This window comes from Peribacillus sp. Bi96 (genome assembly GCF_918698115.1).
Lineage (GTDB): Bacteria > Bacillota > Bacilli > Bacillales > DSM-1321 > Peribacillus.
Genome location: NZ_CAKKLV010000003.1, coordinates 127,762 through 152,390, shown reverse-complemented (window position 1 = coordinate 152,390; position 24,629 = coordinate 127,762). Strand labels below are relative to the sequence as shown.

The following is a 24,629-nucleotide window of genomic DNA, read 5'->3' as shown; positions in this document are numbered from 1 at the left end:
AAAAGTCTATTTTTTGTTAGGGTGGGGATAGTTATGTTAAGGCCATTAGGAGTTTCTTTGTAAGCAGCAATGGGGTGTAACACAAATGAAAAAAAATATAGTACTTATTAATAAGGTTTATCCGGTGGCTATGTTAGGCTAAATGAATAACAGGCTTTCAAACTAAACGAAAGAGGTGAAAGATATGTTAAGGAAAATAATGAAAAAAATCAAACAACTTTCCCAAGGCAGCAGTGAACGGAGACATGGTCATTATCGCCGAGGCAGCAGTAGCAGCAGCCGAGGGTATAAACGATCCCCTATGAGCGGAAGTGACCGCTATAAGAGAAAAGGGCGGGGCAGCAGCAGCTAATGCAATTTCTCTAATGCAGCTTGCAGATCCAATGAGATTTCACTGATATCTGAATAAGGTTCTTGGATGCTTAATAACCTTTTCAGTATATGTACGGTTTCTTTTTCTAACGAAAGCTCTTCTGTCCAAGGAAGAGCCTTTTTATTTTTGGCTGAGTACGTCGTATAAAGTATATATAAGAGTATTTCTCCCAAATCGTAAAAATCCTGCCGTTTCAGCTCCAAAATGGATTCTTTTGCGAAATCGGCTGAAACGTTCATTTTAGACAAACCAAAGTCTATCAAAATAGGCTCATGGTCTTTAAGTAAAATATTTGGAATGCGTAAATCTTGATGGTAGATGTCATGGTTGTGTAAAAAAGATACTAATCCGACCAGCTCATCAAGAAAAAATAGAGACTCTTTCTCATTGAATGTTATATGATTTAAGAAAATATGGTCTTCTAAATTATTCCCTTCAATGAAATTCATCACTAAATAAACATTCCCATCATGTGAAAATTTCTCGTGAAATGTGGGCATGTTTTTGTGATTTAACATACGTAATATGGAAATTTCATTTTCAAACTGTTTCAGCTCTTTTTTGCTGCGGCGCTTACTTTTCCGAAGTTGTTTGATCACTTTATTCTCATTCGTTTTCAAATCCGTGCAATGATAAACGATCCCGTAGCTTCCTGTTCCGATTACAGTAGTGATTTCGTAGCGGTTATGTAAAACCACTCCTTTTTTTAAAGGTATATCTACAAAAAATTGATAGATCTTTCTAAAGGTACGCCAAATGGAAACTTCCCTCACCACTTTCATTTATTCGAATCAAGCACACATATAACCATTATGATGAACTGAACATGGATAGTTTAACATTGATTTTTGATCATGCGGTAATGAAAGTCTTTTCTTCGAGGAGTTCTTTTATTAATGATTATTGTCAATGAAAAAAGCAAAAAAAAAATTCGTAATTTCATATTATGAAATTTGAGCAATTATTAAATTTTTAAGTTAACTATAATGAATTCATAATCAAAGAGTAGGAGGTGACAAGATGGATGGGCGCGAGTTGAGAAATTGCTTTGGTACATTCCCAACCGGAGTTACGATAGTGTGTTGGTTTGATGGGAAAGTTCAAAATGGTATTACGGTGAAGTCGTTTACCTTGGATCCCCCGCTTGCTTAAGTGTCAATTCATAAAAGCCTGAACTAGCGGAAATTTGCGGGCAGTAAACAGGAAACTCTTGGATGGAATGCAAACCATGGAAAGAGAATGATGTTGGTGATCATATATCGTTCATCGATGAGATCCAGGAATTATATCGCGAATATTTGGAAGCGCTTACTTTTTATCTAGGGAAAATGGGGGGATCAATATGGGCATTAAAACGGGCGAAGAATATATTAATAGGATTAAATCCAGAAAGCCGGAAGTCTGGCTTGGTGGAAAAGTGGTTGAGGATATTTATAATGAGCCAATTTTTAAACAGCCGATACAAGAAATTGCGAAGTTGTATGACATTCAACATGACCCGGAATATCAAGATGAAATCACCCACATTTGTAAAGAAACCGGAGAACGTGTTAACAATGCTTTCTTATTCCCTAAGACATCTGAAGATTTGCAAAAAAGAAGTAAACTATTTGAAGTGTATGCCAGAATGACATATGGACTTATGGGGAGAACGCCTGATTTTTTAAATGTCGTAGTCACTTCCATGGCACATAATTCCTGGTTTCTTGATAAATACAATAAAGACTGGTCTAAGAACATAAAGGATTATTATACCTATATTCGTGACAATGATTTATTCTTAACGCATGCAATCATTAATCCCCAAAATGATCGAAGCAAACAATCACATGAACAAAAAGAAACATATACCCATTTAGGGACCGTTGAGGAAAAAGAGGAAGGGATATTGGTCCGAGGTGCAAAGATGTTAGCCACCCTGGCGCCCATTACGGATGAGGTGATTATCTATTCTTTTCCTGGATTCACACCAGGAGATGAACGTCATGCGGTAGCATTTGCCCTGCCGATCGATACGCCTGGACTGCGCATAATTTGCCGGGAACCAATGCAGGACGGAACACGTTCGATGTTCGACCATCCACTGGCCTCCCGTTATGAGGAAATGGATGCCATGCTTGTATTTAATGATGTCCTGGTTCCCTGGGATCGTGTCTTTTTATACAACAATGTGGAGGCGGCAAACCGCTTGTATCCAATGACGGGAATTGCTGAACAGCCTGCTCACCAATCAGGAGTGCGTGGATATATAAAACTGGCATTTGCAGTTGAAGTCGCTTGTAAAGTGGCAGACTCTATCGGAGTCGATGGATTCCTGCATGTACAGCGTGATTTGGGTGAACTTGTTCAATCCGTCGAAGTCATCCGTTCATTGCTCCGGGTAGCGGAATATGAGTACACGATTAATGAATACGGTGAGGCCCGGCCAAATCCGGATGCATTGGAAACGATTAGGGGTTTCCTTCCGGAGATGTATCCCCGTGCCATAGAGGTTATCCAGACCATTGGAGCTGGAGGGCTGTTGATGTCACCGACAGGGGCCGACTTTGATAATCCGGAATTGCGCCGTGATATCGATAAATATTATGGAGGACGTAGCGGAGTTTCAGCAGAAGAGCGGGTAAGGGTGTTTAAACTTGCATGGGATTTATGCGGGGAAGCATTTGGTCAGCGCCTCCTTCAATACGAGCGTTATTACACGGGTGATCCAGTTCGGAAAAGGGCCATTTTTTATAATAAATATAAGAAAAACAAGAAGTTTACCATGGTCGATGAAGTGCTTAACAAATCGGTGAAAGTAGCCATCGATGCAGTTAACCAGTAATTTTAATAGTTGAATAGGGAGGGGGGGCGACATGATTTCGTCCGTTGAGAAGGTAATAAAGATACTTGATTTATTCACTAATGAAGAACCCTCACTTGGAAATAAGGAAATCGCTGAAAAATTGAATATGAGTCCAAGCTCAACTCATCATCTAGTGAAAACGATGTGTAAGGAAGGGATGCTGATTCAAGTCAAAGATCGAAAATACCGACTTGGATGGAAGTTACTTGAGTGGAGCAGTAAAGTCATGTATCAGCAGGATATTCATTATGAGGCAGGTCCGATCATAAGTAATCTTGTCCTGCAATTTAGAGGGAATTCTCACATTGGTATGTTTCACGAAGGCGAAGTCAGATTTGTGATGAAAATGTCGTCCCCTCATGCTGAGCACATAACCACATATATAGGAGCAAGAAAACCAGCTCATTGTACGAGCAGCGGAAAAGTATTACTTGCCTTTAACCCATCCTTTATTCAGCCTACGCTTGCAAAAGGGCTATTGAAGCACTCAACAAATACGATAACGTGCATTAACCAATTGAATGAAGAATTAATGGCCGTCCGCAAACAAGGATATGCGATTAGTGATGATGAAAATGATTTTGGGTTATATGGTGTTGCTGCCCCCATTAAATCCTACAATGGCCAAGTTATAGCTGCCCTTAACCTTGTCGGTGAGCGAAATTATATGATTGGGAAAGAAAAAACGAGAATTATTCAGTCGGTGATTCGTTCGGCACAAATGATATCAAAGCAAGTCGGTTATATGTCATTAATGTAAATTTTTTGACTATTACAAAAACTGAAACGGGAGGTAGTTTATTTATGAAAGGATATGCTCAATCTGCAAAATTACAGGCTAGGTCATTAAACGTAATGAAAGTTATTGAAGACAATAAAAATTTATTGAAACCGCCGGTTAATAATAAAGTGCTTTGGGAAGATTCCGAATTCATTGTCATGCTTCTTGGGGGGCCGAATTATCGGCGTGATTTTCATGTAGACCCTTCTGACGAGTTATTTTATCAGATAAAAGGTTCCTGCTATGTTGAATGCATCAATCAAAACGGCGAACGCGAAGTAGTTGAGGTGAAAGAAGGGGAAATGTTTATGCTGCCAGCTGATGTACCTCATTCCCCTCACCGTGTATCGGATACTTACGGCATTGTCATAGAGCGAAAGCGTGCGAAAGATGAGCTTGAAGATTTTGTTTGGTTCTGCGGGAATTGTAACCATGAGATGCACAAAGTTACGATCCAATTGACGAATATTGAGGTCCAGGTGAAAGAAGCCATTGAGGCTTTCAACAGAAACAAGGAACTTCGCACCTGTCATGAATGCGGTCATGTCATGTCAGAAAACGTTGAGACTTGGAAATGCGAGTAGATTTCCATACACATATTCTTCCATTGGACTTGCCGGACTTAACGGGTGAATTTGGTCAGGGCCGCTGGCCGGTGCTGCAGCGGAAATGTTCATGCGGGGCTGATATCATGGTAAGCGGAAAGCTGTTCAGGAAAGTGACTGACCAGGTATGGGACCCGGAAAAACGCATTCAGGATATGGATGCCGAAGGAGTCGATATGCAGGTGCTCTCGCCGGTGCCGGTGACATTTTCATACTGGGCGCCTATAGATCAGGCACTATACATGTCCAAGTTCCAGAATGATTTTATTGCCGAGACTGTGAACAGGCATCCAGACAGGTTCATCGGCCTTGGTACTGTACCGCTTCAGGATTTGAAAGTGGCAATTGGCGAAATGGAACGATGTAAATTTGAACTTGGTCTGGCGGGGATCGAGATCGGTACTAACGTAAACGGGGAAAATTTAGATTCCCCTGTTTTATTGGAATTCTTCCAGATGGCTGAAAAATGGAATGTCCCTCTGTTTATACACCCATGGGAGACTATGGCAAAAGACCGAACGGAACGGCATAACCTGATGTATACAATCGCAATGCCGAGTGAAACGGCATTGGCGGCAGCAAGCATTTTATGGAGTGGCGTAATGGAAAAGTTCCCGGATCTGAAACTCTGTTTTGCACATGGCGGGGGCTCATTTCCATATATTTTACCGCGGATTGATCAGGGATGGGAAGTATGGCCTGATTTAAGAAAAACATCCATGCCACCAAGCCATTATGCACAAAAGTTTTATTTCGATTCCCTGAACTATGATACCCGGAATATTCAGTATTTGATTGACCGTTTTGGATATAAGAAAGTGCTGATGGGTTCCGACTATCCATTTTTATTGAGAGAAAATCCTCCAGGTAAAGTGATTGATGACACTCTAAATCTTTCAGATGAAGTGAAAGCGAATCTACTAGGGGGAAATGCATTGAGGTTTTTAAATTTGGAATCGCGAGGGGAGAAGCATGGAAAAACAGATTAAAGCACCAGAACAAGTACTTGAGGAACTTGGAATCAAGCTTGAGCCGCCAAGGGAAGCGGTCGGTAACTATGTCAGCCACGTCAGGGTGGGAAATTTGATTTTCACATCCGGACAAGGTGTCGATGATTATCACGGCAAGCTTGGCATTGAGCTGACGGAAGAAGAAGGGTATCAGGCAGCGAGGCAGTCAATGATTAATCTTCTGCGGGTGCTGAAGGACGAGCTTGGAGAACTATCCAAAGTGAAGAGGGTAATCAAAATTCTAGGCATGGTTAATTCTGCAGAAAATTTCACAGGACAGCCCAAAGTATTGAATGGCGCATCAGACCTGCTTGTTGCCGTGTTTGGTGAGAGGGGTAGACATGCTCGGTCAGCAGTGGGAATGTCCCAGCTTCCAAATAACACAGCAATTGAAATTGAAATGATTGTGGAAATACAAGATTGAGGCACTTGACTGAGCCATTGTCTCAATAAAGGGAGAGGGATGTTCATGCAAGCAGCAAAAGATAGTATAAATACAGCTAAATCAATAGATTGCCGGCACTTTATTAATGGGGAATTCCTGAATCCAAATCGATCAAAAACCTTTGACAATATCAATCCCGCAACGGAAGAAAAACTTGGATGGGTTGCAGAAGGAGGAAAAGTGGAGGTGAATCTGGCTGTTTCAGCAGCAAGACATGCACTTAAGGGTCATTGGAAATCTTTTACCGATAATGAACGCTCCGCGGTTCTACGGAGAATCGGCGATCTCATTTTGGAAAAGAAAGAAGAACTGACAATGTTGGAAACCCTAGATACAGGGAAACCATACAGCCTTGCACTGGAAATGGACATCAAACGTGCAGCTCACAATTTCCACTTTTTTGCGGACTATATCACTACACTTGGTAATGAATCCTTCAATCAGAACAACATTGCCCTTCATTATTCGATTAGGCGACCAGTAGGTGTGGTAGGGATGATCAATCCTTGGAATTTACCTTTGCTATTGTTGACATGGAAATTGGCACCATGCCTGGCAGCTGGCAATACAGCGGTTATGAAACCAGCTGAACTGACACCGATGACAGCGACAAAGTTAATGGAAATATGTAAGGAAGCGGGAGTTCCCGATGGAGTTGTCAACCTTGTGCATGGATATGGTGTAAATTCAGCCGGAGCTGCTCTAAGCGAACATCCGGACGTCGATGCGATAACATTTACAGGGGAAACTAAAACGGGAACAGCGATTATGAAAGCTGCTGCACCTACATTGAAAAAAATCTCTTTTGAACTGGGCGGGAAAAATCCCAATATTGTGTTTGCAGACTCGAATCTTGATGAAGTTATCGAAACGACTTTGAAATCAAGCTTCATGAACCAAGGTGAAGTTTGTTTATGTGGATCACGTATCTATGTTCAGCAAGAATTGTATGACGAATTCCTTGAAAAAATGGTCGCGCGAACAGAAAAATTAAAAGTCGGGGATCCGTTTGATACCGAAACGGAAGTAGGAGCTGTAATAGGAAAAGAGCATTATCAAAAAGTGATGAGTTACATTGATCTGGCGAAAGAAGAAGGGGCGAAAATATTAACCGGAGGAAAAAGAGCCGAACAGTTTGAAAAAGGATTTTTCATTGAACCGACAATTATTGCCGGAGTTACTCGTGAATCCCGTTGCGTACGGGAAGAAATTTTTGGTCCTGTTGTAACGGTCATGCCTTTTGAAACGGAAGAAGAGGTACTAGAGCACGCTAATGACACTCATTACGGACTGGGGGCAACGATCTGGACCAATGATTTAAGGAGAGCGCATCGTGTTGCTTCTAAAATAGAAGCGGGCATTATCTGGGTGAATACCTGGTATTTGCGTGATTTGCGCACACCTTTTGGAGGCATGAAACAAAGTGGCATAGGTCGTGAAGGTGGAGCGCATAGCTTCGAATTTTACAGTGAATTGTCTAATGTCACGATTAAATTATAAGGACGGAGGAAAGCATCATGAACGCTAGTTTAACAGAATGGTCTGCTAGGTTTTTGAAAGCGGAAAAAACAGGAATCGGAATATTGGCCCCCACCAGTGAAATTCCAGATTTGGACGTGGAGGATGCCTACCAAATTCAGCTTGAAACGATTCGAAGGAAAATCCAGTCCGGTCTGGAAGTATCGGGAAAGAAAATAGGCTTGACTTCAAAGGCTATGCAGGAAGTTCTGGGAGTCAATGAACCAGATTACGGACATTTACTGGATGGGATGAAGGTGGAGAATGATGGCCGCATTTCCAGTTCACGATTGATTCAACCGAAAGTGGAGGCAGAAGTAGCTTTTATTTTAAAGAAGGATCTGCATGGTCCCAATATTACAGTTGATGATGTAATCGATGCCACGGATTATGTGGTTGCTTCGATCGAAGTGGTTGATAGCCGGGTGATGGACTGGAAGATTAAACTTCCGGACACTGTGGCGGATAATGCCTCATCCGGCTTATATATACTGGGAAATCGCAAAATTCAATTAAGTGATATCGACCTCCCTTCCGTCCAAATGAGCCTATATAAAAATGGGGATTTCATGAACCAAGGAACAGGTGAGGCAGTACTGGGAAATCCAGCAGCATGTGTAGCCTGGCTTGCCAATAAACTTCATGGGTTTAATGGTTCATTGAATGCTGGTGAAGTCATCTTATCCGGTGCACTATCCGCCGCAATCGAAGCGAAAGCTGGTGACCATTTTTCTGCTGACTTTGGAGAAAAGTTAGGGAAGGTATCGGTATATTTTAAGTGAGAAAGGAGCCCAACTGCCATGAAAAAACTAAAAGTAGGCATTATTGGATCAGGGAATATCGGGACGGACTTAATGATGAAAATTCATCGATCGGATGTTCTCGAAATGTCGGTAATGATTGGTATCGATAAGGATTCAGAGGGTTTGATAAGGGCTAGATCGCACGGACATCATATCATTGCAAATGGCCTGGATGGATTTTTGGAACATCCGGAGCTTGCAGACATTTTGTATGATGCCACATCCGCGAAGGCTCACGTGATGATTCACTATGAAGCCCTGAAAAAGCTGAATAAAAAGGTCATAGATTTGACACCGGCCGCGATCGGACCCTTTGTTGTTCCTTCTGTTAATTTACAGAAAAATCTGAATGAAATGGAAGTTAATATGATTACATGCGGCGGTCAGGCGACAATCCCAATTGTTCATGCGATCAGTCAAGTGTCCCAGGTCGAATATGCCGAAATAATCGCGACAATTTCAAGCAGGAGTGCCGGTCCCGGAACTCGGGCTAATATTGATGAGTTCACACAAACGACTGCAAGGGCCCTAGAGCAGGTGGGTGGAGCGAAAAAGGGAAAGGCTATCATTCTGCTAAATCCTGCCGAACCGCCACTCATTATGAGGGATACCATTCACTGTCTGCTTCAGTCAGATTCTTTTGATGAGAAAGCGGTAATAACATCCATTTATAAGATGGTGGAAAAAGTTTCTGAATATGTGCCTGGATACCGTCTGAAGACAGAGCCGATAATTGATGGGAGACAAATAACAGTATTTCTGGAAGTGAGAGGGTTGGGAGATTATCTTCCCGTTTATGCAGGTAATTTGGATATAATGACGGCTTCAGCTGTAAAAGTAGGGGAAGAAATGGCGAAAAACCATTTCAAAAGTTATGTTTGAAAAAGAAAATTGAAGTGGTAAAGGTGGGGTTCATTTGGATAGAGATGTATTAGTAACGGAAGTGGCTTTGCGGGATGGGAGTCATGTAGTGGCACATCAATATACGATCGAACAAGTAAAGAACCTGACAGGGAAACTTAGTGCTGCAGGTGTCCCTTATATTGAAGTGTCCCATGGAGATGGCCTAGGCGGATCATCCTTGCAATATGGTTTCTCAAAAGTGAATGATATTGAATTAGTTGAAGCGGCTGTTGAGGTGGCCGGCGAATCCGCTATTTCAGTGCTTTTAATTCCTGGTATAGGGACAATTGATCATTTAAGAGAAGCAGCTGATGTAGGCGCCAAAATGGCGCGCATCGCAACACATGTTACTGAAGCGGATGTATCAAAGCAACATCTGGAAGCTGCGAAACATCTCGGGATGGAAGCAATCGGGTTTTTAATGATGTCTCACATGGCATCACCAGAAAAACTTCTTGAGCAAGCCTACTTAATGGAATCCTATGGAGCCGATGCTGTATACGTTGTTGATTCAGCAGGATCTTTTTTGCCCCAAGATGTGAAGACGCGGATCAATTTATTAAAAACAAACCTGAATATCGATATCGGTTTTCATGCTCACAATAACTTATCGCTCGCTGTGGCAAATTCACTTGTAGCAATTGAAGAGGGGGCGAATCGAATTGATGGCAGCATCCGCTGTCTCGGTGCAGGAGCTGGTAATACCCAGACGGAAGTGCTTGTTGCCGTGCTGGATAGGCTGGGTATCCGTACTGATATTGACTTATATAAAATGCTTGATCTTTCGGAGGAGGTTGGAGATACAATCATGCCCAAGCCCCAGGAAATAACAGACTCGAGTTTAATCATGGGCTATAGTGGCGTTTACTCCAGCTTTTTATTGCATGCAAATAAAGCGTCGAAAAAGTATGGAGTGGACGCTCGGGATATTTTGATGGAGCTTGGTCGGCAAAAAGTCGTTGGCGGACAGGAAGATACGATTATTGAAGTAGCAAAGCAAATGGCATTGCAGAAAGAAGGGACTATGAGATGGAACTAGTTCAACTAGCAAAAAGGGTAGCCGAATCGCAAAAAAATGGCCGTGAAATGGATAAGCTTACATTATCCAATCCTGAACTCACAGTAAATCAAGCCTATGAAATTCAGAAGCTGAGCATAAATGAGACGATCACCGGTGATAACAAATTCATCGGGTGGAAGATGGGCTTGACGAGCAAAGCCAAACAACAGCAAGTAGGAGTGGAGGAAGCGATCTATGGCAGGTTGACATCTGCCATGGAACTAACTAAACCAGTCTTAAAAGTTGGGGAATTCATTCATCCGAGAGTGGAACCCGAATTTGCTTTTTTGTTTAAAGAAGAATTGAAAGGTGCAAATATAACGGCGAAAGATGTCTGGCCGGCTGTAGAATGTGTATTTCTTGCTTTAGAGGTTATTGACAGCCGTTATAAAAATTTTTCCTTTACACTTACAGATGTAGTAGCGGATAACGCATCTTCAGCCAAAATTCTGCTTAGCAATCAAGCTTATTCACCATATCACACGGACTGGGCTCAAGCAGAAGTTACGCTTTATCAAAATGGTGAAATACAAAAGAGGGGTCGTGGGGAAGCTGTACTCGATCATCCGATTCATTCCATTGTCGAACTTGTAAAAATGATTAGTCGTGAAGGACTTTCCATTCAGGCTGGAATGATTGTTTTAGTAGGTGGGATTACAGATGCCGTTTCCATACAGGCAAACGATGAAATTATAGCAGATTACGGTGAACTGGGGAAACTGACATTACAAGTGATATCGTGAAAAACTCGCAAAGAGGAGGGAAATAATTGCGTGAAGTTAATGCTTCGGAAGTGGTGGGGAATAGTAAATTTGGCCGTTTTCAATTAATGGTCTTTATGTGGTGTTTGTTCGCAATTACCTTCGATGGATTTGATATAGCCATGTACGGAGTAGGTTTACCTTTGATGATGGAGGAATGGAGCTTGACGCCAGTCGAAGCTGGCGGAATAGCAAGTTATTCATTGTTCGGAATGATGGTAGGAGCCCTCATATTTGCACCCCTGGCGGATAAAATAGGGAGAAAAAAAGTGCTTGCCATTAGCATATGTATATTCAGCATTTTTACATTACTTTCAAGTTTCGCCCCAAATCCTGCCTTTTTCTCGATCATGCGATTTATAGCAGCCTTGGGAATGGGAGGATTAATGCCAAACGTTATCTCCTTAATGGCGGAATACTCACCCAAAAAGTATAAGGTGCTCATTGTAACTACAATGTACTGTGGTTATTCAATTGGAAGCATTCTTGCTTCTTTAATTGGAATGTATGTGATGGAACAAATGAGTTGGAGGGTATTATATTGGATTGGGGCGCTTCCCTTACTGGCACTGCCATTCTTCATGAAGCAATTTCCTGAATCGCTTTCCTATTATGTTATTCGAAAACAAGGGGCAAAACTTGCCGGAATTTTGAATCGCATTGATCCAGAGGGCGACTATAAAGACTCGGACGACTATGAGTTTGCCAAGGTCCAAGAAAGGGCAAAAGGCTTTCCAGTCAAGAAACTCTTTGAAGATAAGCGTACTCTTAGTACATTTGCGTTTTGGGTAGCTGCCTTTAATTGTTTACTTATGGTATACGGACTCAATACATGGTTACCGAAAATCATGCAGCAGTCCGGATACGGCCTTACATCCAGTTTATCTTTCAATCTTATATCGGGGTTAGGGCAAATTGGCGGATCGATAATTGGAGGGTACTTAGTTGGGAAAATGGGTCATAGAAGAGTACTTGTATCCCTCTGTGCCATTGGTACGGTCTGCTTTGTAATATTAGGATTAACCTCAAATGCAGTGGCATTATATATTTTAATCGCTTTTGGAGGTGCCTGTACAGTGGGTACGATGAATTTGGCCAATACGTATATTTCCGAGTATTATCCACGTGAGATAAGGACCACCGGGATAGGGTGGGCCTTGGCGTTTGGTAGAATTGGAGCGATTGTTGCCCCTACATTAATAGGTTTATTGCTGGCTGCAAACTATTCGCCACAAAATGCATTTATGGCCTTCACAGTTCCGAGCATAATGGCGGCCTTAGCGTTACTGGTTGTGAAAGAGAAGTATGGCAGCTATGATAAAACACAGATTGAGGAAAATATAAAACTAAAAGCAACAACAAATGCATAAATTAATAGATAACGGAATTCACGAGTAAAACACGCAAACTCACGAGTAAATCAACGGAATTTACGAGTAAATAACGAAATAAACTTCTCAACCTTTTTTTATCAATCCAACCAGCATAGATCGCATGGTTAGAGGGGGATACAAGCTTGAAAGGCTATTAATCCTATAAAGTATTAATCTACATCAATGCTTGAAAACTTTTCTAATCCGTTTGACAATTGGATTTATCGTGTTAATATAAAGGCAAATGAATTATATATACAATTTGTACCACTAGGGGTGCTTTATTGGTAAAAGCTATTTTACCTGAGAAGCTGAGATTAAAGTATGACTTTAAGACCCTTAGAACCTGATCTGGTTTATACCAGCGTAGGGAAGTGGGGTCTGGAACAATACGTTTCTGTATTATTTCAAGTACAACCACTTTCTTTACGTCAAAGAAAGTGGTTTTTTATTTGTCAAAAAAGAGGAGGTATTTTCCCGTATCATTCATTGGAAAAATAAAAATTGGAGGTAATGAAGATGAAGTTTTCAGAGGAAATCCGCCAGGAAGTTGATCATATTTGGGAAGCAAGTTTTAACCATCCATTTGTTGCAGGAATAGGCGATGGCACATTGCCCATAGAGTGTTTTCGTTTTTATGTCAAGCAAGATGCCTATTACTTATCACATTTTGCCAGAGTTCAAGCTTTAGGAGCAGTCAAGGCTACAGATTTACATACAACAAGCAGGCTTGCCGGCCATGCACAAGGAACATATGAAGCGGAGTTGAAGCTTCATGAAAATTTTTCTGAGAGATTAGGGATCACAAAAGAAGAAAGGGAAAAGTTCAAACCTGCACCAACTGCTTATGCTTACACTTCCCATATGTATCGTGCGGCATATTCTGGTCATTTAGGGGATGTTATTTCAGCTATCTTGCCATGTTATTGGCTGTATTATGAAATCGGCGAAAAGCTGAAAGCGTGTAAACCGGAAGAGCCGATATATCAAGAATGGATAGCGGCTTACGGAGGAGAGTGGTTCCGCTCTTTGGTCGAAGAACAAATTGCAAGGCTTGATGAGATTGCTGAAAAAGTAACAGATGTAGATAGGGAAAGAATGAAGGAGCATTTTATTCTTAGCAGCCAATATGAATACTCATTTTGGGAAATGGCTTATCGTCTAGAGACATGGCCGGTGCATAAGGAAACATTAGAGGTATAAAGGAGATTGAAACAATGAAAAAAGGGTTGAAATTAACGGATATATTAGTCACGATCGTGATTGCCGTGGCATTTGGAATAGTCTATATCGTTTGGGGTTCACTTTATTATTCCGTTAAACCATTAGGATTACATGTAGATCAACTTATTTATGGGATGTGGTTTATAGCTGGACCCGTTGCCTTTTTAGTTTTGAGGAAACCGGGTGTGGCGCTACTGGCGGAGATTGCTGCAGCTTCCGGAGAATTCTTTCTAGGTTCACCATGGGGGCTAACCGTACTCTTATATGGAGTTGTACAAGGATTGTTCGCGGAACTAGTTTTCATGGCGTTCAAATATAAAAAGTTCAATATGTCGGTCGCTGTATTAGCGGCGATAGCATCCTGCCTGGGATCAGTCCTCATGGATTTTGCATATGGGGAAATAGGTGCGCTCTCTCTTTGGAATCTATCGTTATTCATGATTGCGAGGTTCATAGGCTCCATTTTCTTTGCCGGAGTGACTGCTTACTATCTAGTTAAAGTCCTGGAAGCAACAGGAGTAACTAATCTTGTACGTCCGGTTTCCAGTAAGGATTATGCAGAACTGGACCAAAAGTAGAGGTTGATGACCATGGAACGAATCGTTCATGTAGAAAAGTTAAGAATGAAATTTCCCGGAGATGAGTCCTTGCTATTCAAGGACCTATCCGTCTCGTTTGATAGGGGTGAAAAAGTTCTTTTGTTGGGACCATCAGGATGTGGTAAGTCCACACTTTTACAAGTGTTAAGTGGATTGATACCAAATTCCATCGAAGTCCCGATGAAAGCGGAAGAATTGAAGTGGCCTACTTCATGGGGATATGTTTTTCAAGACCCTGATAGTCAGTTTTGCATGCCATTTGCCGATGAGGAAATTGCTTTCGTCCTTGAGAATCTATCCGTTCCTAAGCAAGAAATGAAAGAGAGGATCCAACATCATCTCCGTCAAGTTGGATTGAACCTAAAGACTATTCATACAAGTATTGATACATTATCAGGCGGCATGAAACAGCGTCTGGCGATTGCTTCGGTATTGGCACTTGAACCAGAAGTGATATTTTTGGATGAACCAACCGCTATGCTTGATCCGGAAGGAACAAAAGAAATTTGGGACTTGTTGAAGGGAATTGGACGAGACAAGACCGTTATTATCGTGGAACATAAAATTGACCATGTTTTAGAATTCATTGATAGAATCGTGCTTTTTAATGATGACGGTCAAATCATAGCTGATGGTCCAAAAGATACCATCCTTTCCCTATATAAAAATGAAATGAAGGAACACGGAATTTGGTTCCCTGGTGTTTGGGATGAATATATACACGACAATAAACCGATTCGCGAACACCAATCCAGTGACGGTGTCCCCCTTATGCAAGTCCAAGGTTTTAGTGGTTTTCGGAAAAAAGAAGAGAAAATCAAAGTTGAAGAGCTGCAGGTCCATTCAGGTGAATGGATTGTAATCAGGGGAGAAAATGGTGCGGGGAAGAGTACTCTTTTGCACGCACTGATGCAGTTCATAAAAACGAATGGCACGTATGAATTGATGGGTACCCCTATTAAAAGGGTGAAAAATCTAACCGATCATATGACGTTTGTCTTTCAAAATCCTGAGTTTCAGTTCGTTGCAAATTCTGTATATGAAGAAATTGCTTATTCATTGCGAATTGACAAAAGAACGCAACAAGAAATAGGGGAGAGAGTCCACTCATTGCTCGAAGTGTTCCGCCTAGAGGCGCATCAAGATAAACATCCGTTTCAATTATCAATGGGTCAAAAGCGTCGCTTAAGCGTAGCTGCCTCAATCGTAATTGAAAAAAAAATCATTCTCTTGGATGAGCCCACCTTTGGTCAAGATTCGAAAAATACCTTTGCATTACTGGAATGGTTTGAGGAATACCGAAGGCGCGGAATAACAGTGATCATGGTAACTCATGATGATCATATTTCAAATAACTTTGCAACCAGGATCTGGACGGTAAAAGATGGGGACGTAATAAGTGATGAAAAGGTCAGCACCCAATCCGGATTTGTGGAGACCAAAGTTTTATCATTTTAAAAGGAGTGTCATGTAGGTGATTGTTTCAAGTGCAGAAACATGGCTCCATAAGGTCAATCCAAGCCTTAAACTTGTCGCATTGATTGTATTATGCATTGTGGCGTTATTCATTCATGATCTGAATTATATGATGAATGTGACGCTTGGAGTTTTACTCTTATTTTTGTGTTTTACCGGGCATTCGATTAAACACATTTTGCTTTTGTCCATCCCGTTTTGTTTCATTTTTATATCCACTTCTCTAACAATGATTTTATTCGGTAAAGGTGAGACACTTTGGTTTGAGTGGGGTCTTATATCGATTACGGAAGAAAGTTTCATGAGGGGATTACTGGTAGGCTTTCGAGCCTTGCTTTTTGCGGCACTAGGTTTAACTTTTTCCTTGACGACGAGACCCGTGAACTTGTTTTATTCGTTAATGCAGCAAGTTAAGCTTAAACCGAAATATGCTTATAGTTTCATGGCGGCATTAAGGCTCATCCCCATCATGATGGAGGAGTTCCAAACGATACGAAACGCGATGAAGGTACGTGGTTTTGAAAAGGGAAAAGGGATTAGATCGGTATATTTTAAAATGAAAGCCTATTCCATCCCGTTGTTATCCGGAAGCATTAGGCGGGCTCACCGAATCGCGGTTGCGATGGAGGCGAAGCGATTTTCAGACACTCGGGATCGAACATACTATTATGAATTTGGGTTTTCAAAAAAAGACCATGGATTCATTCTGTATTTTATCATCCTGCTGTTGGCTGGGTTTTATCTATCGATTCAATTCCCATTACTGCCTATATGAATGTATGAGATTGTAACTTTACTAGTTAAGGGGTTCTTAGTATGAATGGACAGGAATTGCATATTATTTCAACTGGGAAACAGCCAATTGAAAAGTTCGTGGAGATTGCTTCACGCATTCAGGAATATGTTGATTTCTTCTATTTAAGGGAAAAGCATATGAGTGCATCAGAACTCTATCGAGCAGTAACCCTATTACATGACAAGAAGATCCCATTATCTAAAATCATCATTAATGACCGAGTGGATGTAGCTTGGGCACAGAAAGTATTTGGCGTGCAATTGGCTTTTCATAGTTTAGATGCCGGAGTCGTAAAAGGATCATTTCCAGAGATGAGTGTCGGCTGTTCGATCCATTCCATGGATGAAGCGAAAGCGGCCTTCCGTAATGGAGCCAATTACGCGATTTATGGACATGTTTTTGAAACGGACTCGAAACGCGGCCTTCCTCCCAAGGGAGTGGAGGAGCTTCATGCAATCACAAGAAATGTTAATCTTCCGATTATTGCAATAGGCGGAATAACACCTTCCAATTGTCATGTCGTGCGGGATGCGGGTGCACAAGGAATCGCGGTCATGTCAGGTGTGCTTGAAGCTGAACATCCGGTTATAGCTGTTAAACAATATTTGAAGTCTTTAGGAAAGGAGACATAAGATGAATTCCATATATGATTCAATCATTGTTGGAGGAGGAGTAATTGGTGGATCCATTGCTTTTCAATTAGCCAAACGAGGTAAAAAGGTCCTTTTATTGGAAAAAGATAGACTTGCCAGTAAAGCATCCAGTGCTGCAGCCGGGATGTTAGGAGCTCAATCCGAGTTGGAAGCTGATAACCCCCTTTTTACATTGGCAAGCAAAAGCAGGGGGATGTTTCCAGCCCTTGCAGAAGAATTGAAAGACATAAGCGGAATAGACATCGAATTAGTGAATAAAGGTATGTTTAAAGTGGCCTTAACGAATGATCAGGTAGCCGAGATGAAGAACATGATCAAAATCCAGCAAAACGCCGGACTTGAGGCGGAATGGTTATCGACTGCCGATATAAGGAAATCGGAACCGCTTCTTTCGGATGAGATTAAGGGTGCCATGTATATCCCGAAGGATGGACAAGTCTCAGCAACAAGTCTGTCGCTCGCTTTTAGTAAATCTGCAGCTGCCCTTGGTGTTGATATAAGGGAATTTGTCCATGTCTCTGATTTTCGTACGGAAAACGGCTCTGTAAAAGGAGTAGTCACTAATATAGGCGAATTCTCTAGTGAAAATGTAATTGTAGCAAGTGGGGCGTGGAGTGCTTTCCTCCTTGAAAAATCAGGGATAAACCTCGATACCTACCCGGTAAAGGGAGAGTGCTTTTCCGTCCTGACTGATCGTCCATTGCTAGAAAAAACGATCTTTTCACATGGCTGCTATCTTGTACCCAAAGTTGGCGGGAGAATCATTGTCGGGGCAACGGTTAAAGCGAACACATTCGATCAAAAGGTAAGTATGGAAGGGATTTCGACGTTAATAGAAAAGGCAACGCGATTGCTTCCGGCAATAAAAGGAACCGAATGGGAAAAAACATGGGCAGGCATACGCCCTCAAACAGGTGATGGCCTGCCGTACTTTGGTGAACATCCAGCATGCAAAGGGCTTTTCATTGCAACGGGTCACTACAGGAATGGTATCCTTCTTTCTCCAATTACAGGCGTGCTTATAGCGGACCTTGTGGAAAGAAAGACAAATCCTGAATGGTCCGCTTTTCGATTGAATCGTTCGATACAGACCATTTTTTCTTAATGGAGGTGATTGAATTGGAATTGATTATTAACGGGGAAAAAATACGCATTCCTGAAGATGAGTCAACTGTTGCAGAACTTTTGCAACACTTTAATTTACATCATAAAGTAGTGATCGTTGAATTGAATGATGAAATACTGGCAAAAGAAAATCAAAGTGAAACACGTTTGTCAAATGGTGACAAGGTAGAGATTGTACATTTTGTAGGAGGCGGATGATATGTTAAAGATTGGTTCTTATGAATTTTCTTCAAGATTATTATTAGGTACTGGAAAATATCCGAATTTCGATGTTCAAAAGCAATCGGTGGAAGTTTCAGAGACGGAAATATTAACTTTTGCAGTCCGGAGAATGAATATCTTTGAAGCCACTCAACCTAATTTCTTAGAAAAGCTTGATTTGAAAAAATATACACTCCTTCCCAATACAGCAGGAGCTAAAACGGCTAAAGAAGCAGTGCGCATAGCCCAGCTTGCAAAGGCCTCTGGTTTATGTGACATGATTAAGGTAGAAGTCATTGGTTGTCAAAAAACACTACTGCCTGATCCAATTGAAACCTTGAAAGCCGCTGAAGAATTAGTGAAACTTGGATTCATCGTATTACCCTATACTTCGGATGACGTGTTGCTTGCAAAACGGCTTGAAGAAGTGGGTTGCCATGCAATCATGCCTGGTGCTTCACCAATTGGCTCTGGTCAAGGCATTATAAACCCACTGAACTTACGATTCATCATGGAACAATCCGATGTTCCAGTAATTGTTGATGCGGGGATAGGAACACCCTCAGATGCGGCAATCGCCATGGAATTAGGGGCAGATGGTGTTCTGCTTAATACTGCAGTATCCGGTGCAAAAGATCCAATCAAGATGGCGAAAGCAATGAAACTTGCCATTGAGGCAGGTCGCTTGGGTTATGAAGCCGGCAGAATAGAAAAAAATGAGTATGCCATTGCAAGCAGTCCAGTTGAAGGAATGAGCATTGGATGAATGAGCGTTATTCACGTCAAGCTCTTTTTGTCCCAATAGGGGTAGAAGGGCAATCGAAAATTCGCCAAAAACATGTTTTGGTGATTGGAGCGGGTGCTCTCGGTACGGGAAGCGCGGAAAGCCTTGTACGTGCAGGAATTGGGAAACTGACCATTGTTGACAGAGATTATGTTGAGTGGAGCAATCTTCAAAGACAACAGCTTTATTGTGAAGAGGATGCTGAAAAAAGAATACCAAAAGCAGTGGCTGCCAAGAATCGTTTAAATGCGTTAAATTCAGATGTTATCGTAAAATCGCTTGTGTCTGATGTCTCGGTTGATGAACTGGAGCGACTCGTTTGTGGCGTGGATTTAATAGTGGACGCAACTGATAATTTCGATACGAGGATGCTTATTAACGATAGTGCACAAAAATTTAAAATACCATGGATTTACGGGGCCTGTGTAGGGAGTTATGGGATAAGTTTCACGGTGATCCCTGGGGTGACCCCATGTTTGAATTGCTTGCTGGAAACGGTTCCAATGGGAGGGATGACTTGTGATACGGCGGGAATCATTAGCCCTGCCGTACAAACCGTCGTTGCCCATCAAATGACAGAAGCTTTAAAAATTCTTGTCGACGATTATGCATCTCTAAGAAACAAAATCGTTTCATTCGATCTTTGGAAAAACGAACATTCATCCATAAATGTAGCGAAATTAAAAAATGACTGTTGTTTGTCATGTGGGAAGAATCCAACCTATCCCCACCTATCTTATTCGAATCGAACAAAAACAGCCGTTTTATGCGGAAGGGACTCTGTCCAGATTCGGCCGTCGATGAAGCACGATAGAGATTTTGAGGAACTCGAAAAAAATCTGCTGGCTCAAGGTGGTAAAATCGAAAGAAATCCTTATTTACTTTCATTTACAATCGGAACCCATCGGTTGGTCGTTTTTAAAGACGGACGAGCCTTGATACATGGAACAAAAGATATTGCAGAGGCCAAAACGTTATATCACCGCTATTTTGGCTGAATAACTTTGATAACGGGAATGGCTATCACTAAATATTCACGATAAACGGTTTTGGGTAAGTGAAAGAGTCGCTCAAAAAAACGGGCATATAATAGGAAGTTTTTTGCTATCCGCGTTTTGTTTTTGCGTAAATATTAATAATAGAAGAAAAGCGGTGTCTGCCTTTTTAAAGGGCGGCACCGCTTCGTTATGGAACGCATATATAAAAGCTTACATTACATATCGTGACTGCTGTTATGTTTCTGACGGGAGTGCTGTCTATTTTTCACCTTATGTGAACCGCTTAGCGGGGCAGGTTGTCCTGGGTTATTTCCTTTAGGTGCATTTTTTCGAATATCTTTACCATCATTTTTGTTCATGTGTTGATCCCTCCTACTACTTAAGATAATCAGTCCGCGAAATTTTATTCACATACATATATTTGAAAACCTCGTACATCCTATGGATGGATACTAATTAAGGAGCTGAACACTAATGCAGGATAAACAAGATAAGCGAAGGACATTCCAAGAAGCCCAGCAAAGTTACCAACAAGTAAATGATGTATATTCATCCTTAGAAAAGACCACACCGAACTACGGCACAGAATTGAAACATGTGAAGCAAGAAGTGAACGAGGCCTATCAGCAAATACAATCTGCTTTAGTCACTGCTTCCGAGCATCAGCGAGAACAATTGAAACAATTCGAACAGGATATACAAGCTATCGTCAATGAAGTCAATTCAGAGGACTATTGAGTGACTGATTCTGTTCAGAACCATCCTCGTTTATTCGTGAGTTTATGCACTTTACTCATAAGTTTACGCGTTTTACTTGAGAATGGAATAGGCTTTTTGAGAAATGCAGAGTATCTGCATTTTCAAAAAGCCTTTCCTGTTTAAAGCCTAGAGATGAGGAAGATCATTGGTTTTTCTTTCTTTTTTTATTATTTTGCCTTTGCATTTCGGATAATGGCGGTTCATTTCCCAATTCATCATTGTATCCCGCTCCATTACCTTGCGCTTTTGCCGCATTCATGCCTGGTATTACATGATTAGCCTTTTGTTTTGTCATTTCGACACCTCCATCCATAGAATGCGATAATGCTGAATGATTATGTATGTATGAGTAATAAGTTTTACTGGAATAATTTATCAGGTCAAAAATGGGAGGATTTTCAATAAATGGCCTATCAGCAAGGCTTTCTAAAAGCACTTTAATATGTGAGGGAATTTTTTCTATAAGAGAAACTTATCAAAAACAATAACTTTCTTGATATTTACTTATACTCAATTCTATATTAGTATTAAGTTGAAGGAAGAGTTAGGGTGGGAGAAGATAGAGAAAATTCGACAAACTAACTTTTTTACTTATATTTATTGTAAACATGGTTTCAGTGAACCAGGTTTTACTTTTATGTGCAGAATACGTTCTGACAGTTTAATAGGGGGTAATATTCATGACGAAAAATGACGTATACCAAGCGCGTAAATCCTTTGAAATTGAAGGGAAACGCTACAACTACTACAGCCTAGAAGCTATTGAAAAAGCAGGGGACGGCCAAGTATCTCGCCTTCCATATTCCATTAAAGTGTTACTTGAAGCGGTACTTCGCCAAGTAGACGGAAGAGTAATCACAAAAGAACATGTTGCGAACCTTGCTAAATGGGGAACAAGCGAGCAACAAGATATAGATGTTCCTTTCAAGCCATCTCGTGTTATCCTACAAGATTTCACTGGTGTTCCAGTTGTTGTTGATTTAGCTTCTCTACGTAATGCATTCGCTGCACTTGGTGGAGATCCTGACAAAATCAACCCGGAAATTCCAGTTGACCTTGTAATTGACCACTCTGTACAAGTTGATAAAGCAGGTACAATCGATTCCCTTGATGCCAATATGGATCTTGAATTCGAACGTAATGCAGAGCGTTACCAGTTCCTAAGCTGGGCTCAAAAATCATTCAATAACTACCGTGCGGTTCCACCAGCAACTGGTATCGTTCACCAAGTTAACCTTGAGTACCTTGCGAACGTAGTGCATGCAGTTGAAACTCCAAGCGGAGATTTTGAAGTATTCCCTGACTCTGTATTCGGTACAGATTCTCATACTACAATGATCAACGGTATTGGTGTTCTTGGTTGGGGCGTCGGCGGTATCGAAGCAGAAGCAGGCATGCTTGGACAGCCTTCATACTTCCCGGTACCTAAAGTAGTCGGTGTAAAACTGACTGGTCAACTTCCTAAAGGAACAACAGCTACTGACCTTGCATTGAAAGTGACTCAAGTTCTTCGTGCACACGGCGTAGTTGGTAAATTTGTTGAGTTCTACGGTCCTGGAGTAGGATACCTTCCACTTGCTGACCGTGCAACAATCGCTAACATGGCTCCTGAATACGGTGCTACAGTTGGTTTCTTCCCTGTTGATGCAGAAGCGATCGATTACATGCGCTTAACAGGCCGTGATGAAAAACAAATTAAAGTGGTTGAATCTTACTGCAAAGAAAATGGATTGTTCTACTCTCCTGAAAACGAAGATCCAGCATACAATGATGTTGTGGAAATCGACCTTTCAGCAATTGAACCAAACCTTTCAGGCCCTAAACGCCCGCAAGATTTGATTCCACTTTCTCAAATGAAACAATCTTTCCATGATGCTATCAATGCACCTATGGGTAACCAAGGTTTCGGCATGGACAACTCTGAATTGGATAAAGAAGTAACTGTTAAATTTGCCGATGGTAAAGAAACGGTAATGAAAACAGGTGCGATCGCAATTGCTGCAATCACAAGCTGTACAAATACTTCTAACCCATACGTAATGCTTGGGGCAGGTCTTATTGCTAAGAAAGCAGTTGAAAAAGGCTTGACTGTTCCGGATTATGTAAAAACATCATTAGCACCAGGTTCTAAAGTTGTTACTGGTTACCTTCGTGATGCAGGTCTTCAAACATACCTTGATCAATTAGGATTCAACGTAGTTGGTTACGGCTGTACAACATGTATCGGTAACTCAGGTCCATTAGCGGACGAAATCGAAGCGGCAGTTGCTGAAGCAGATCTTCTAGTAACTTCAGTACTTTCGGGTAACCGTAACTTCGAAGGTCGTATTCATCCATTAGTGAAAGCAAACTACCTTGCTTCTCCAACTTTGGTTGTAGCATATGCACTTGCTGGTACTGTGGACTTCGATCTTAACAATGATTCACTTGGTAAAGATAAAGACGGCAACGATGTGTATCTTGCTGATATCTGGCCATCACAAGAAGAAGTTAACGCTGCTGTTAAAGCAACGGTAACACCGGAATTATTCCGTAAAGAATACGAAACGGTATTCAACGATAACAAACGTTGGAATGAAATCCAAACAAGCAACGAAGCGATTTACGCTTTCGATTCTAAATCAACATACATTCAAAATCCTCCATTCTTTGAAGGATTATCACCAGAACCAGGTTCCGTTAACCCACTTTCTGGCTTGCGCGTAGTAGGTAAATTCGGTGACTCAGTAACAACTGACCACATTTCTCCTGCAGGTGCAATCGGTAAAGATACACCAGCTGGTATCTACCTTCGTGAAAACGGAGTGAAACCACGTGACTTTAACTCTTACGGTTCTCGTCGTGGTAACCATGAAGCAATGATGCGCGGAACATTCGCTAACATTCGTATCCGTAACCAAGTTGCTCCAGGTACAGAAGGTGGTTACACTACTTACTGGCCAACTGGCGACGTAATGGCTATCTATGATGCTTGTATGAAATACAAAGCTGATGGAACAGGTCTTGCTGTAATTGCTGGTAAAGACTACGGTATGGGAAGCTCTCGTGACTGGGCTGCAAAAGGTACTAACCTTCTTGGCATCAAAACAGTTATCGCTGAAAGCTTCGAACGTATTCACCGTTCTAACCTTGCGTTAATGGGTGTTCTTCCTCTTCAATTCAAAGAAGGCGAAAACGCTGAAACACTAGGATTAACTGGTAAAGAAGCGATTGCTGTTAAAGTCGACGAAACAGTTAAACCACGTGATATCGTAACAGTTACAGCTACTGATGAAGCTGGAAACGTAAAAGAATTTGATGTACTTGTTCGTTTCGACTCTGAAATCGAAATCGACTACTACCGTCATGGCGGTATCCTTCAAATGGTATTACGTAATAAATTAAAAGGCTAATTCAGCTTTTTTACAGCGGTAAACCTACAAGTTAGGTTTACCGCTTTTTTTTGTGTGTCAAGTTTTTGAAACAGAGGAATAACATGATATGATTATAGGATAAGCACTTTTCCGGATATCCTTTTATTGTTAAGATGGAGTAGGA

Annotated in this window: 27 protein-coding genes and 1 riboswitch; of the genes, 24 read left to right on the top strand and 3 right to left on the bottom strand. The window is 41.4% G+C overall.

Annotation, left to right across the window (positions count from 1 at the left end; translation table 11 throughout):
• Nucleotides 1-184 precede the first annotated feature (184 nt).
• The gene (locus LQ203_RS05425; protein ID WP_230156392.1) at nucleotides 185-352 is read left to right on the top strand and encodes a hypothetical protein; all 168 of its coding nucleotides are present in this window, start codon (nucleotides 185-187) and stop codon (nucleotides 350-352) included.
• Here the strand turns inward: LQ203_RS05425 and LQ203_RS05420 are convergent.
• A complete protein-coding gene (locus LQ203_RS05420; protein WP_230156391.1) occupies nucleotides 349-1,155 on the bottom strand; it encodes a protein kinase in 807 nt (268 codons plus the stop codon). The two genes, LQ203_RS05425 and LQ203_RS05420, sit on opposite strands and share 4 nt — an antisense overlap.
• 238 nt (nucleotides 1,156-1,393) lie before the next feature.
• Here LQ203_RS05420 and LQ203_RS27440 point away from each other — a divergent pair, with 238 nt between their 5' ends.
• The 21 genes from LQ203_RS27440 (at nucleotide 1,394) to LQ203_RS05320 (ending at nucleotide 20,333) form a co-directional block, all read left to right on the top strand.
• A complete protein-coding gene (locus LQ203_RS27440; RefSeq protein ID WP_290370527.1) occupies nucleotides 1,394-1,525 on the top strand; it encodes a hypothetical protein in 132 nt (43 codons plus the stop codon).
• Nucleotides 1,526-1,715: 190 nt separating this feature from the next.
• Complete coding sequence (locus LQ203_RS05415) at nucleotides 1,716-3,197, top strand: 4-hydroxyphenylacetate 3-hydroxylase N-terminal domain-containing protein (RefSeq protein WP_230156390.1); 1,482 nt, start codon at nucleotides 1,716-1,718, stop codon at nucleotides 3,195-3,197.
• A gap of 31 nt (nucleotides 3,198-3,228) precedes the next feature.
• Entirely contained in the window at nucleotides 3,229-3,978 is a 750-nt protein-coding gene (locus tag LQ203_RS05410) for an IclR family transcriptional regulator (protein WP_230156389.1), read from the top strand.
• A gap of 44 nt (nucleotides 3,979-4,022) precedes the next feature.
• Nucleotides 4,023-4,583 (top strand): 3-hydroxyanthranilate 3,4-dioxygenase, encoded by a 561-nt coding sequence (locus tag LQ203_RS05405; RefSeq protein WP_230156388.1) that lies wholly within the window; start codon nucleotides 4,023-4,025, stop codon nucleotides 4,581-4,583.
• Complete coding sequence (locus tag LQ203_RS05400; protein WP_230156386.1) at nucleotides 4,568-5,593, top strand: amidohydrolase family protein; 1,026 nt, start codon at nucleotides 4,568-4,570, stop codon at nucleotides 5,591-5,593. The genes LQ203_RS05405 and LQ203_RS05400 overlap by 16 nt, the downstream gene beginning before the upstream one ends.
• Nucleotides 5,577-6,038, top strand: a complete 462-nt coding sequence (locus LQ203_RS05395) for a RidA family protein (RefSeq protein ID WP_230156384.1) — start codon at nucleotides 5,577-5,579, stop codon at nucleotides 6,036-6,038. The genes LQ203_RS05400 and LQ203_RS05395 overlap by 17 nt, the downstream gene beginning before the upstream one ends.
• 45 nt (nucleotides 6,039-6,083) lie before the next feature.
• The gene (locus LQ203_RS05390; RefSeq protein ID WP_230156382.1) at nucleotides 6,084-7,559 is read left to right on the top strand and encodes an aldehyde dehydrogenase; all 1,476 of its coding nucleotides are present in this window, start codon (nucleotides 6,084-6,086) and stop codon (nucleotides 7,557-7,559) included.
• Nucleotides 7,560-7,576: 17 nt separating this feature from the next.
• A complete protein-coding gene (locus LQ203_RS05385) occupies nucleotides 7,577-8,359 on the top strand; it encodes a 2-keto-4-pentenoate hydratase (RefSeq protein ID WP_230156381.1) in 783 nt (260 codons plus the stop codon).
• Between the two features lie 18 nt (nucleotides 8,360-8,377).
• Entirely contained in the window at nucleotides 8,378-9,262 is an 885-nt protein-coding gene (locus LQ203_RS05380; protein WP_230156379.1) for an acetaldehyde dehydrogenase (acetylating), read from the top strand.
• A 34-nt stretch (nucleotides 9,263-9,296) separates the two neighbouring features.
• A complete protein-coding gene (gene dmpG, locus LQ203_RS05375; RefSeq protein ID WP_230156378.1) occupies nucleotides 9,297-10,322 on the top strand; it encodes a 4-hydroxy-2-oxovalerate aldolase in 1,026 nt (341 codons plus the stop codon).
• Nucleotides 10,313-11,086 (top strand): fumarylacetoacetate hydrolase family protein, encoded by a 774-nt coding sequence (locus LQ203_RS05370; protein WP_230156377.1) that lies wholly within the window; start codon nucleotides 10,313-10,315, stop codon nucleotides 11,084-11,086. The genes dmpG and LQ203_RS05370 overlap by 10 nt, the downstream gene beginning before the upstream one ends.
• A gap of 26 nt (nucleotides 11,087-11,112) precedes the next feature.
• On the top strand, nucleotides 11,113-12,474 hold the full coding sequence (locus tag LQ203_RS05365) for an aromatic acid/H+ symport family MFS transporter (protein WP_230156376.1): 1,362 nt from the start codon (nucleotides 11,113-11,115) through the stop codon (nucleotides 12,472-12,474).
• Between the two features lie 265 nt (nucleotides 12,475-12,739).
• A riboswitch (TPP riboswitch) is annotated at nucleotides 12,740-12,867 on the top strand.
• Between the two features lie 129 nt (nucleotides 12,868-12,996).
• Entirely contained in the window at nucleotides 12,997-13,680 is a 684-nt protein-coding gene (tenA, locus tag LQ203_RS05360; protein ID WP_230156375.1) for a thiaminase II, read from the top strand.
• A 14-nt stretch (nucleotides 13,681-13,694) separates the two neighbouring features.
• A complete protein-coding gene (locus LQ203_RS05355) occupies nucleotides 13,695-14,279 on the top strand; it encodes an ECF transporter S component (protein WP_230156374.1) in 585 nt (194 codons plus the stop codon).
• A gap of 12 nt (nucleotides 14,280-14,291) precedes the next feature.
• On the top strand, nucleotides 14,292-15,758 hold the full coding sequence (locus LQ203_RS05350) for an ABC transporter ATP-binding protein (protein WP_230156373.1): 1,467 nt from the start codon (nucleotides 14,292-14,294) through the stop codon (nucleotides 15,756-15,758).
• A 16-nt stretch (nucleotides 15,759-15,774) separates the two neighbouring features.
• On the top strand, nucleotides 15,775-16,551 hold the full coding sequence (locus LQ203_RS05345) for an energy-coupling factor transporter transmembrane component T (protein WP_230156372.1): 777 nt from the start codon (nucleotides 15,775-15,777) through the stop codon (nucleotides 16,549-16,551).
• 41 nt (nucleotides 16,552-16,592) lie between these two features.
• Nucleotides 16,593-17,204, top strand: coding sequence for a thiazole tautomerase TenI (gene tenI, locus LQ203_RS05340; RefSeq protein ID WP_230156371.1), 612 nt, complete (start codon nucleotides 16,593-16,595; stop codon nucleotides 17,202-17,204).
• Nucleotide 17,205: 1 nt separating this feature from the next.
• The gene (thiO, locus tag LQ203_RS05335) at nucleotides 17,206-18,330 is read left to right on the top strand and encodes a glycine oxidase ThiO (RefSeq protein ID WP_230156370.1); all 1,125 of its coding nucleotides are present in this window, start codon (nucleotides 17,206-17,208) and stop codon (nucleotides 18,328-18,330) included.
• A 14-nt stretch (nucleotides 18,331-18,344) separates the two neighbouring features.
• The gene (thiS, locus tag LQ203_RS05330) at nucleotides 18,345-18,548 is read left to right on the top strand and encodes a sulfur carrier protein ThiS (RefSeq protein ID WP_230156369.1); all 204 of its coding nucleotides are present in this window, start codon (nucleotides 18,345-18,347) and stop codon (nucleotides 18,546-18,548) included.
• A 1-nt stretch (nucleotide 18,549) separates the two neighbouring features.
• Nucleotides 18,550-19,317 carry a thiazole synthase gene (locus LQ203_RS05325; protein ID WP_230156366.1) on the top strand — a complete coding sequence of 256 codons (768 nt, stop codon included), beginning with the start codon at nucleotides 18,550-18,552 and terminating at the stop codon, nucleotides 19,315-19,317.
• On the top strand, nucleotides 19,314-20,333 hold the full coding sequence (locus LQ203_RS05320; protein ID WP_230156364.1) for a thiazole biosynthesis adenylyltransferase ThiF: 1,020 nt from the start codon (nucleotides 19,314-19,316) through the stop codon (nucleotides 20,331-20,333). Before LQ203_RS05325 ends, LQ203_RS05320 begins: the two co-directional genes overlap by 4 nt.
• 215 nt (nucleotides 20,334-20,548) lie before the next feature.
• Here LQ203_RS05320 and LQ203_RS05315 read toward each other — a convergent pair whose 3' ends face one another.
• Nucleotides 20,549-20,692, bottom strand: coding sequence for a small acid-soluble spore protein P (locus LQ203_RS05315; RefSeq protein WP_083450736.1), 144 nt, complete (start codon nucleotides 20,690-20,692; stop codon nucleotides 20,549-20,551).
• A 115-nt stretch (nucleotides 20,693-20,807) separates the two neighbouring features.
• On the opposite strand from LQ203_RS05315, the gene LQ203_RS05310 reads away from it, so the two are divergent.
• Entirely contained in the window at nucleotides 20,808-21,071 is a 264-nt protein-coding gene (locus LQ203_RS05310) for a hypothetical protein (RefSeq protein ID WP_230156363.1), read from the top strand.
• Between the two features lie 163 nt (nucleotides 21,072-21,234).
• On the opposite strand, the gene sspO is transcribed toward LQ203_RS05310, so the two are convergent.
• Nucleotides 21,235-21,387, bottom strand: coding sequence for a small acid-soluble spore protein O (sspO, locus tag LQ203_RS05305; RefSeq protein WP_034312428.1), 153 nt, complete (start codon nucleotides 21,385-21,387; stop codon nucleotides 21,235-21,237).
• Between the two features lie 385 nt (nucleotides 21,388-21,772).
• Between sspO and acnA the strand changes: the two genes are divergently transcribed.
• Complete coding sequence (gene acnA / locus LQ203_RS05300) at nucleotides 21,773-24,484, top strand: aconitate hydratase AcnA (protein ID WP_230156362.1); 2,712 nt, start codon at nucleotides 21,773-21,775, stop codon at nucleotides 24,482-24,484.
• The last annotated feature ends 145 nt before the right edge of the window (nucleotides 24,485-24,629 follow it).

Bases quoted from the DNA above. Each gene is read 5' to 3' on its own strand.
- thiO (WP_230156370.1), top strand. From the start codon at position 17,206: ATGAATTCCATATATGATTCAATCATTGTTGGAGGAGGAGTAATTGGT.
- sspO (WP_034312428.1), bottom strand. From the start codon at position 21,387: ATGACAAAACAAAAGGCTAATCATGTAATACCAGGCATGAATGCGGCA.
- LQ203_RS05405 (WP_230156388.1), top strand. From the start codon at position 4,023: ATGAAAGGATATGCTCAATCTGCAAAATTACAGGCTAGGTCATTAAAC.
- LQ203_RS05355 (WP_230156374.1), top strand. From the start codon at position 13,695: ATGAAAAAAGGGTTGAAATTAACGGATATATTAGTCACGATCGTGATT.
- LQ203_RS05350 (WP_230156373.1), top strand. From the start codon at position 14,292: ATGGAACGAATCGTTCATGTAGAAAAGTTAAGAATGAAATTTCCCGGA.
- LQ203_RS05380 (WP_230156379.1), top strand. From the start codon at position 8,378: ATGAAAAAACTAAAAGTAGGCATTATTGGATCAGGGAATATCGGGACG.
- LQ203_RS27440 (WP_290370527.1), top strand. From the start codon at position 1,394: ATGGATGGGCGCGAGTTGAGAAATTGCTTTGGTACATTCCCAACCGGA.
- LQ203_RS05415 (WP_230156390.1), top strand. From the start codon at position 1,716: ATGGGCATTAAAACGGGCGAAGAATATATTAATAGGATTAAATCCAGA.
- tenA (WP_230156375.1), top strand. From the start codon at position 12,997: ATGAAGTTTTCAGAGGAAATCCGCCAGGAAGTTGATCATATTTGGGAA.
- LQ203_RS05370 (WP_230156377.1), top strand. From the start codon at position 10,313: ATGGAACTAGTTCAACTAGCAAAAAGGGTAGCCGAATCGCAAAAAAAT.
- LQ203_RS05410 (WP_230156389.1), top strand. From the start codon at position 3,229: ATGATTTCGTCCGTTGAGAAGGTAATAAAGATACTTGATTTATTCACT.
- LQ203_RS05325 (WP_230156366.1), top strand. From the start codon at position 18,550: ATGTTAAAGATTGGTTCTTATGAATTTTCTTCAAGATTATTATTAGGT.
- LQ203_RS05420 (WP_230156391.1), bottom strand. From the start codon at position 1,155: ATGAAAGTGGTGAGGGAAGTTTCCATTTGGCGTACCTTTAGAAAGATC.
- LQ203_RS05320 (WP_230156364.1), top strand. From the start codon at position 19,314: ATGAATGAGCGTTATTCACGTCAAGCTCTTTTTGTCCCAATAGGGGTA.
- LQ203_RS05395 (WP_230156384.1), top strand. From the start codon at position 5,577: ATGGAAAAACAGATTAAAGCACCAGAACAAGTACTTGAGGAACTTGGA.
- LQ203_RS05310 (WP_230156363.1), top strand. From the start codon at position 20,808: ATGCAGGATAAACAAGATAAGCGAAGGACATTCCAAGAAGCCCAGCAA.
- LQ203_RS05315 (WP_083450736.1), bottom strand. From the start codon at position 20,692: ATGAACAAAAATGATGGTAAAGATATTCGAAAAAATGCACCTAAAGGA.
- LQ203_RS05390 (WP_230156382.1), top strand. From the start codon at position 6,084: ATGCAAGCAGCAAAAGATAGTATAAATACAGCTAAATCAATAGATTGC.
- tenI (WP_230156371.1), top strand. From the start codon at position 16,593: ATGAATGGACAGGAATTGCATATTATTTCAACTGGGAAACAGCCAATT.
- LQ203_RS05385 (WP_230156381.1), top strand. From the start codon at position 7,577: ATGAACGCTAGTTTAACAGAATGGTCTGCTAGGTTTTTGAAAGCGGAA.
- acnA (WP_230156362.1), top strand. From the start codon at position 21,773: ATGACGAAAAATGACGTATACCAAGCGCGTAAATCCTTTGAAATTGAA.
- LQ203_RS05425 (WP_230156392.1), top strand. From the start codon at position 185: ATGTTAAGGAAAATAATGAAAAAAATCAAACAACTTTCCCAAGGCAGC.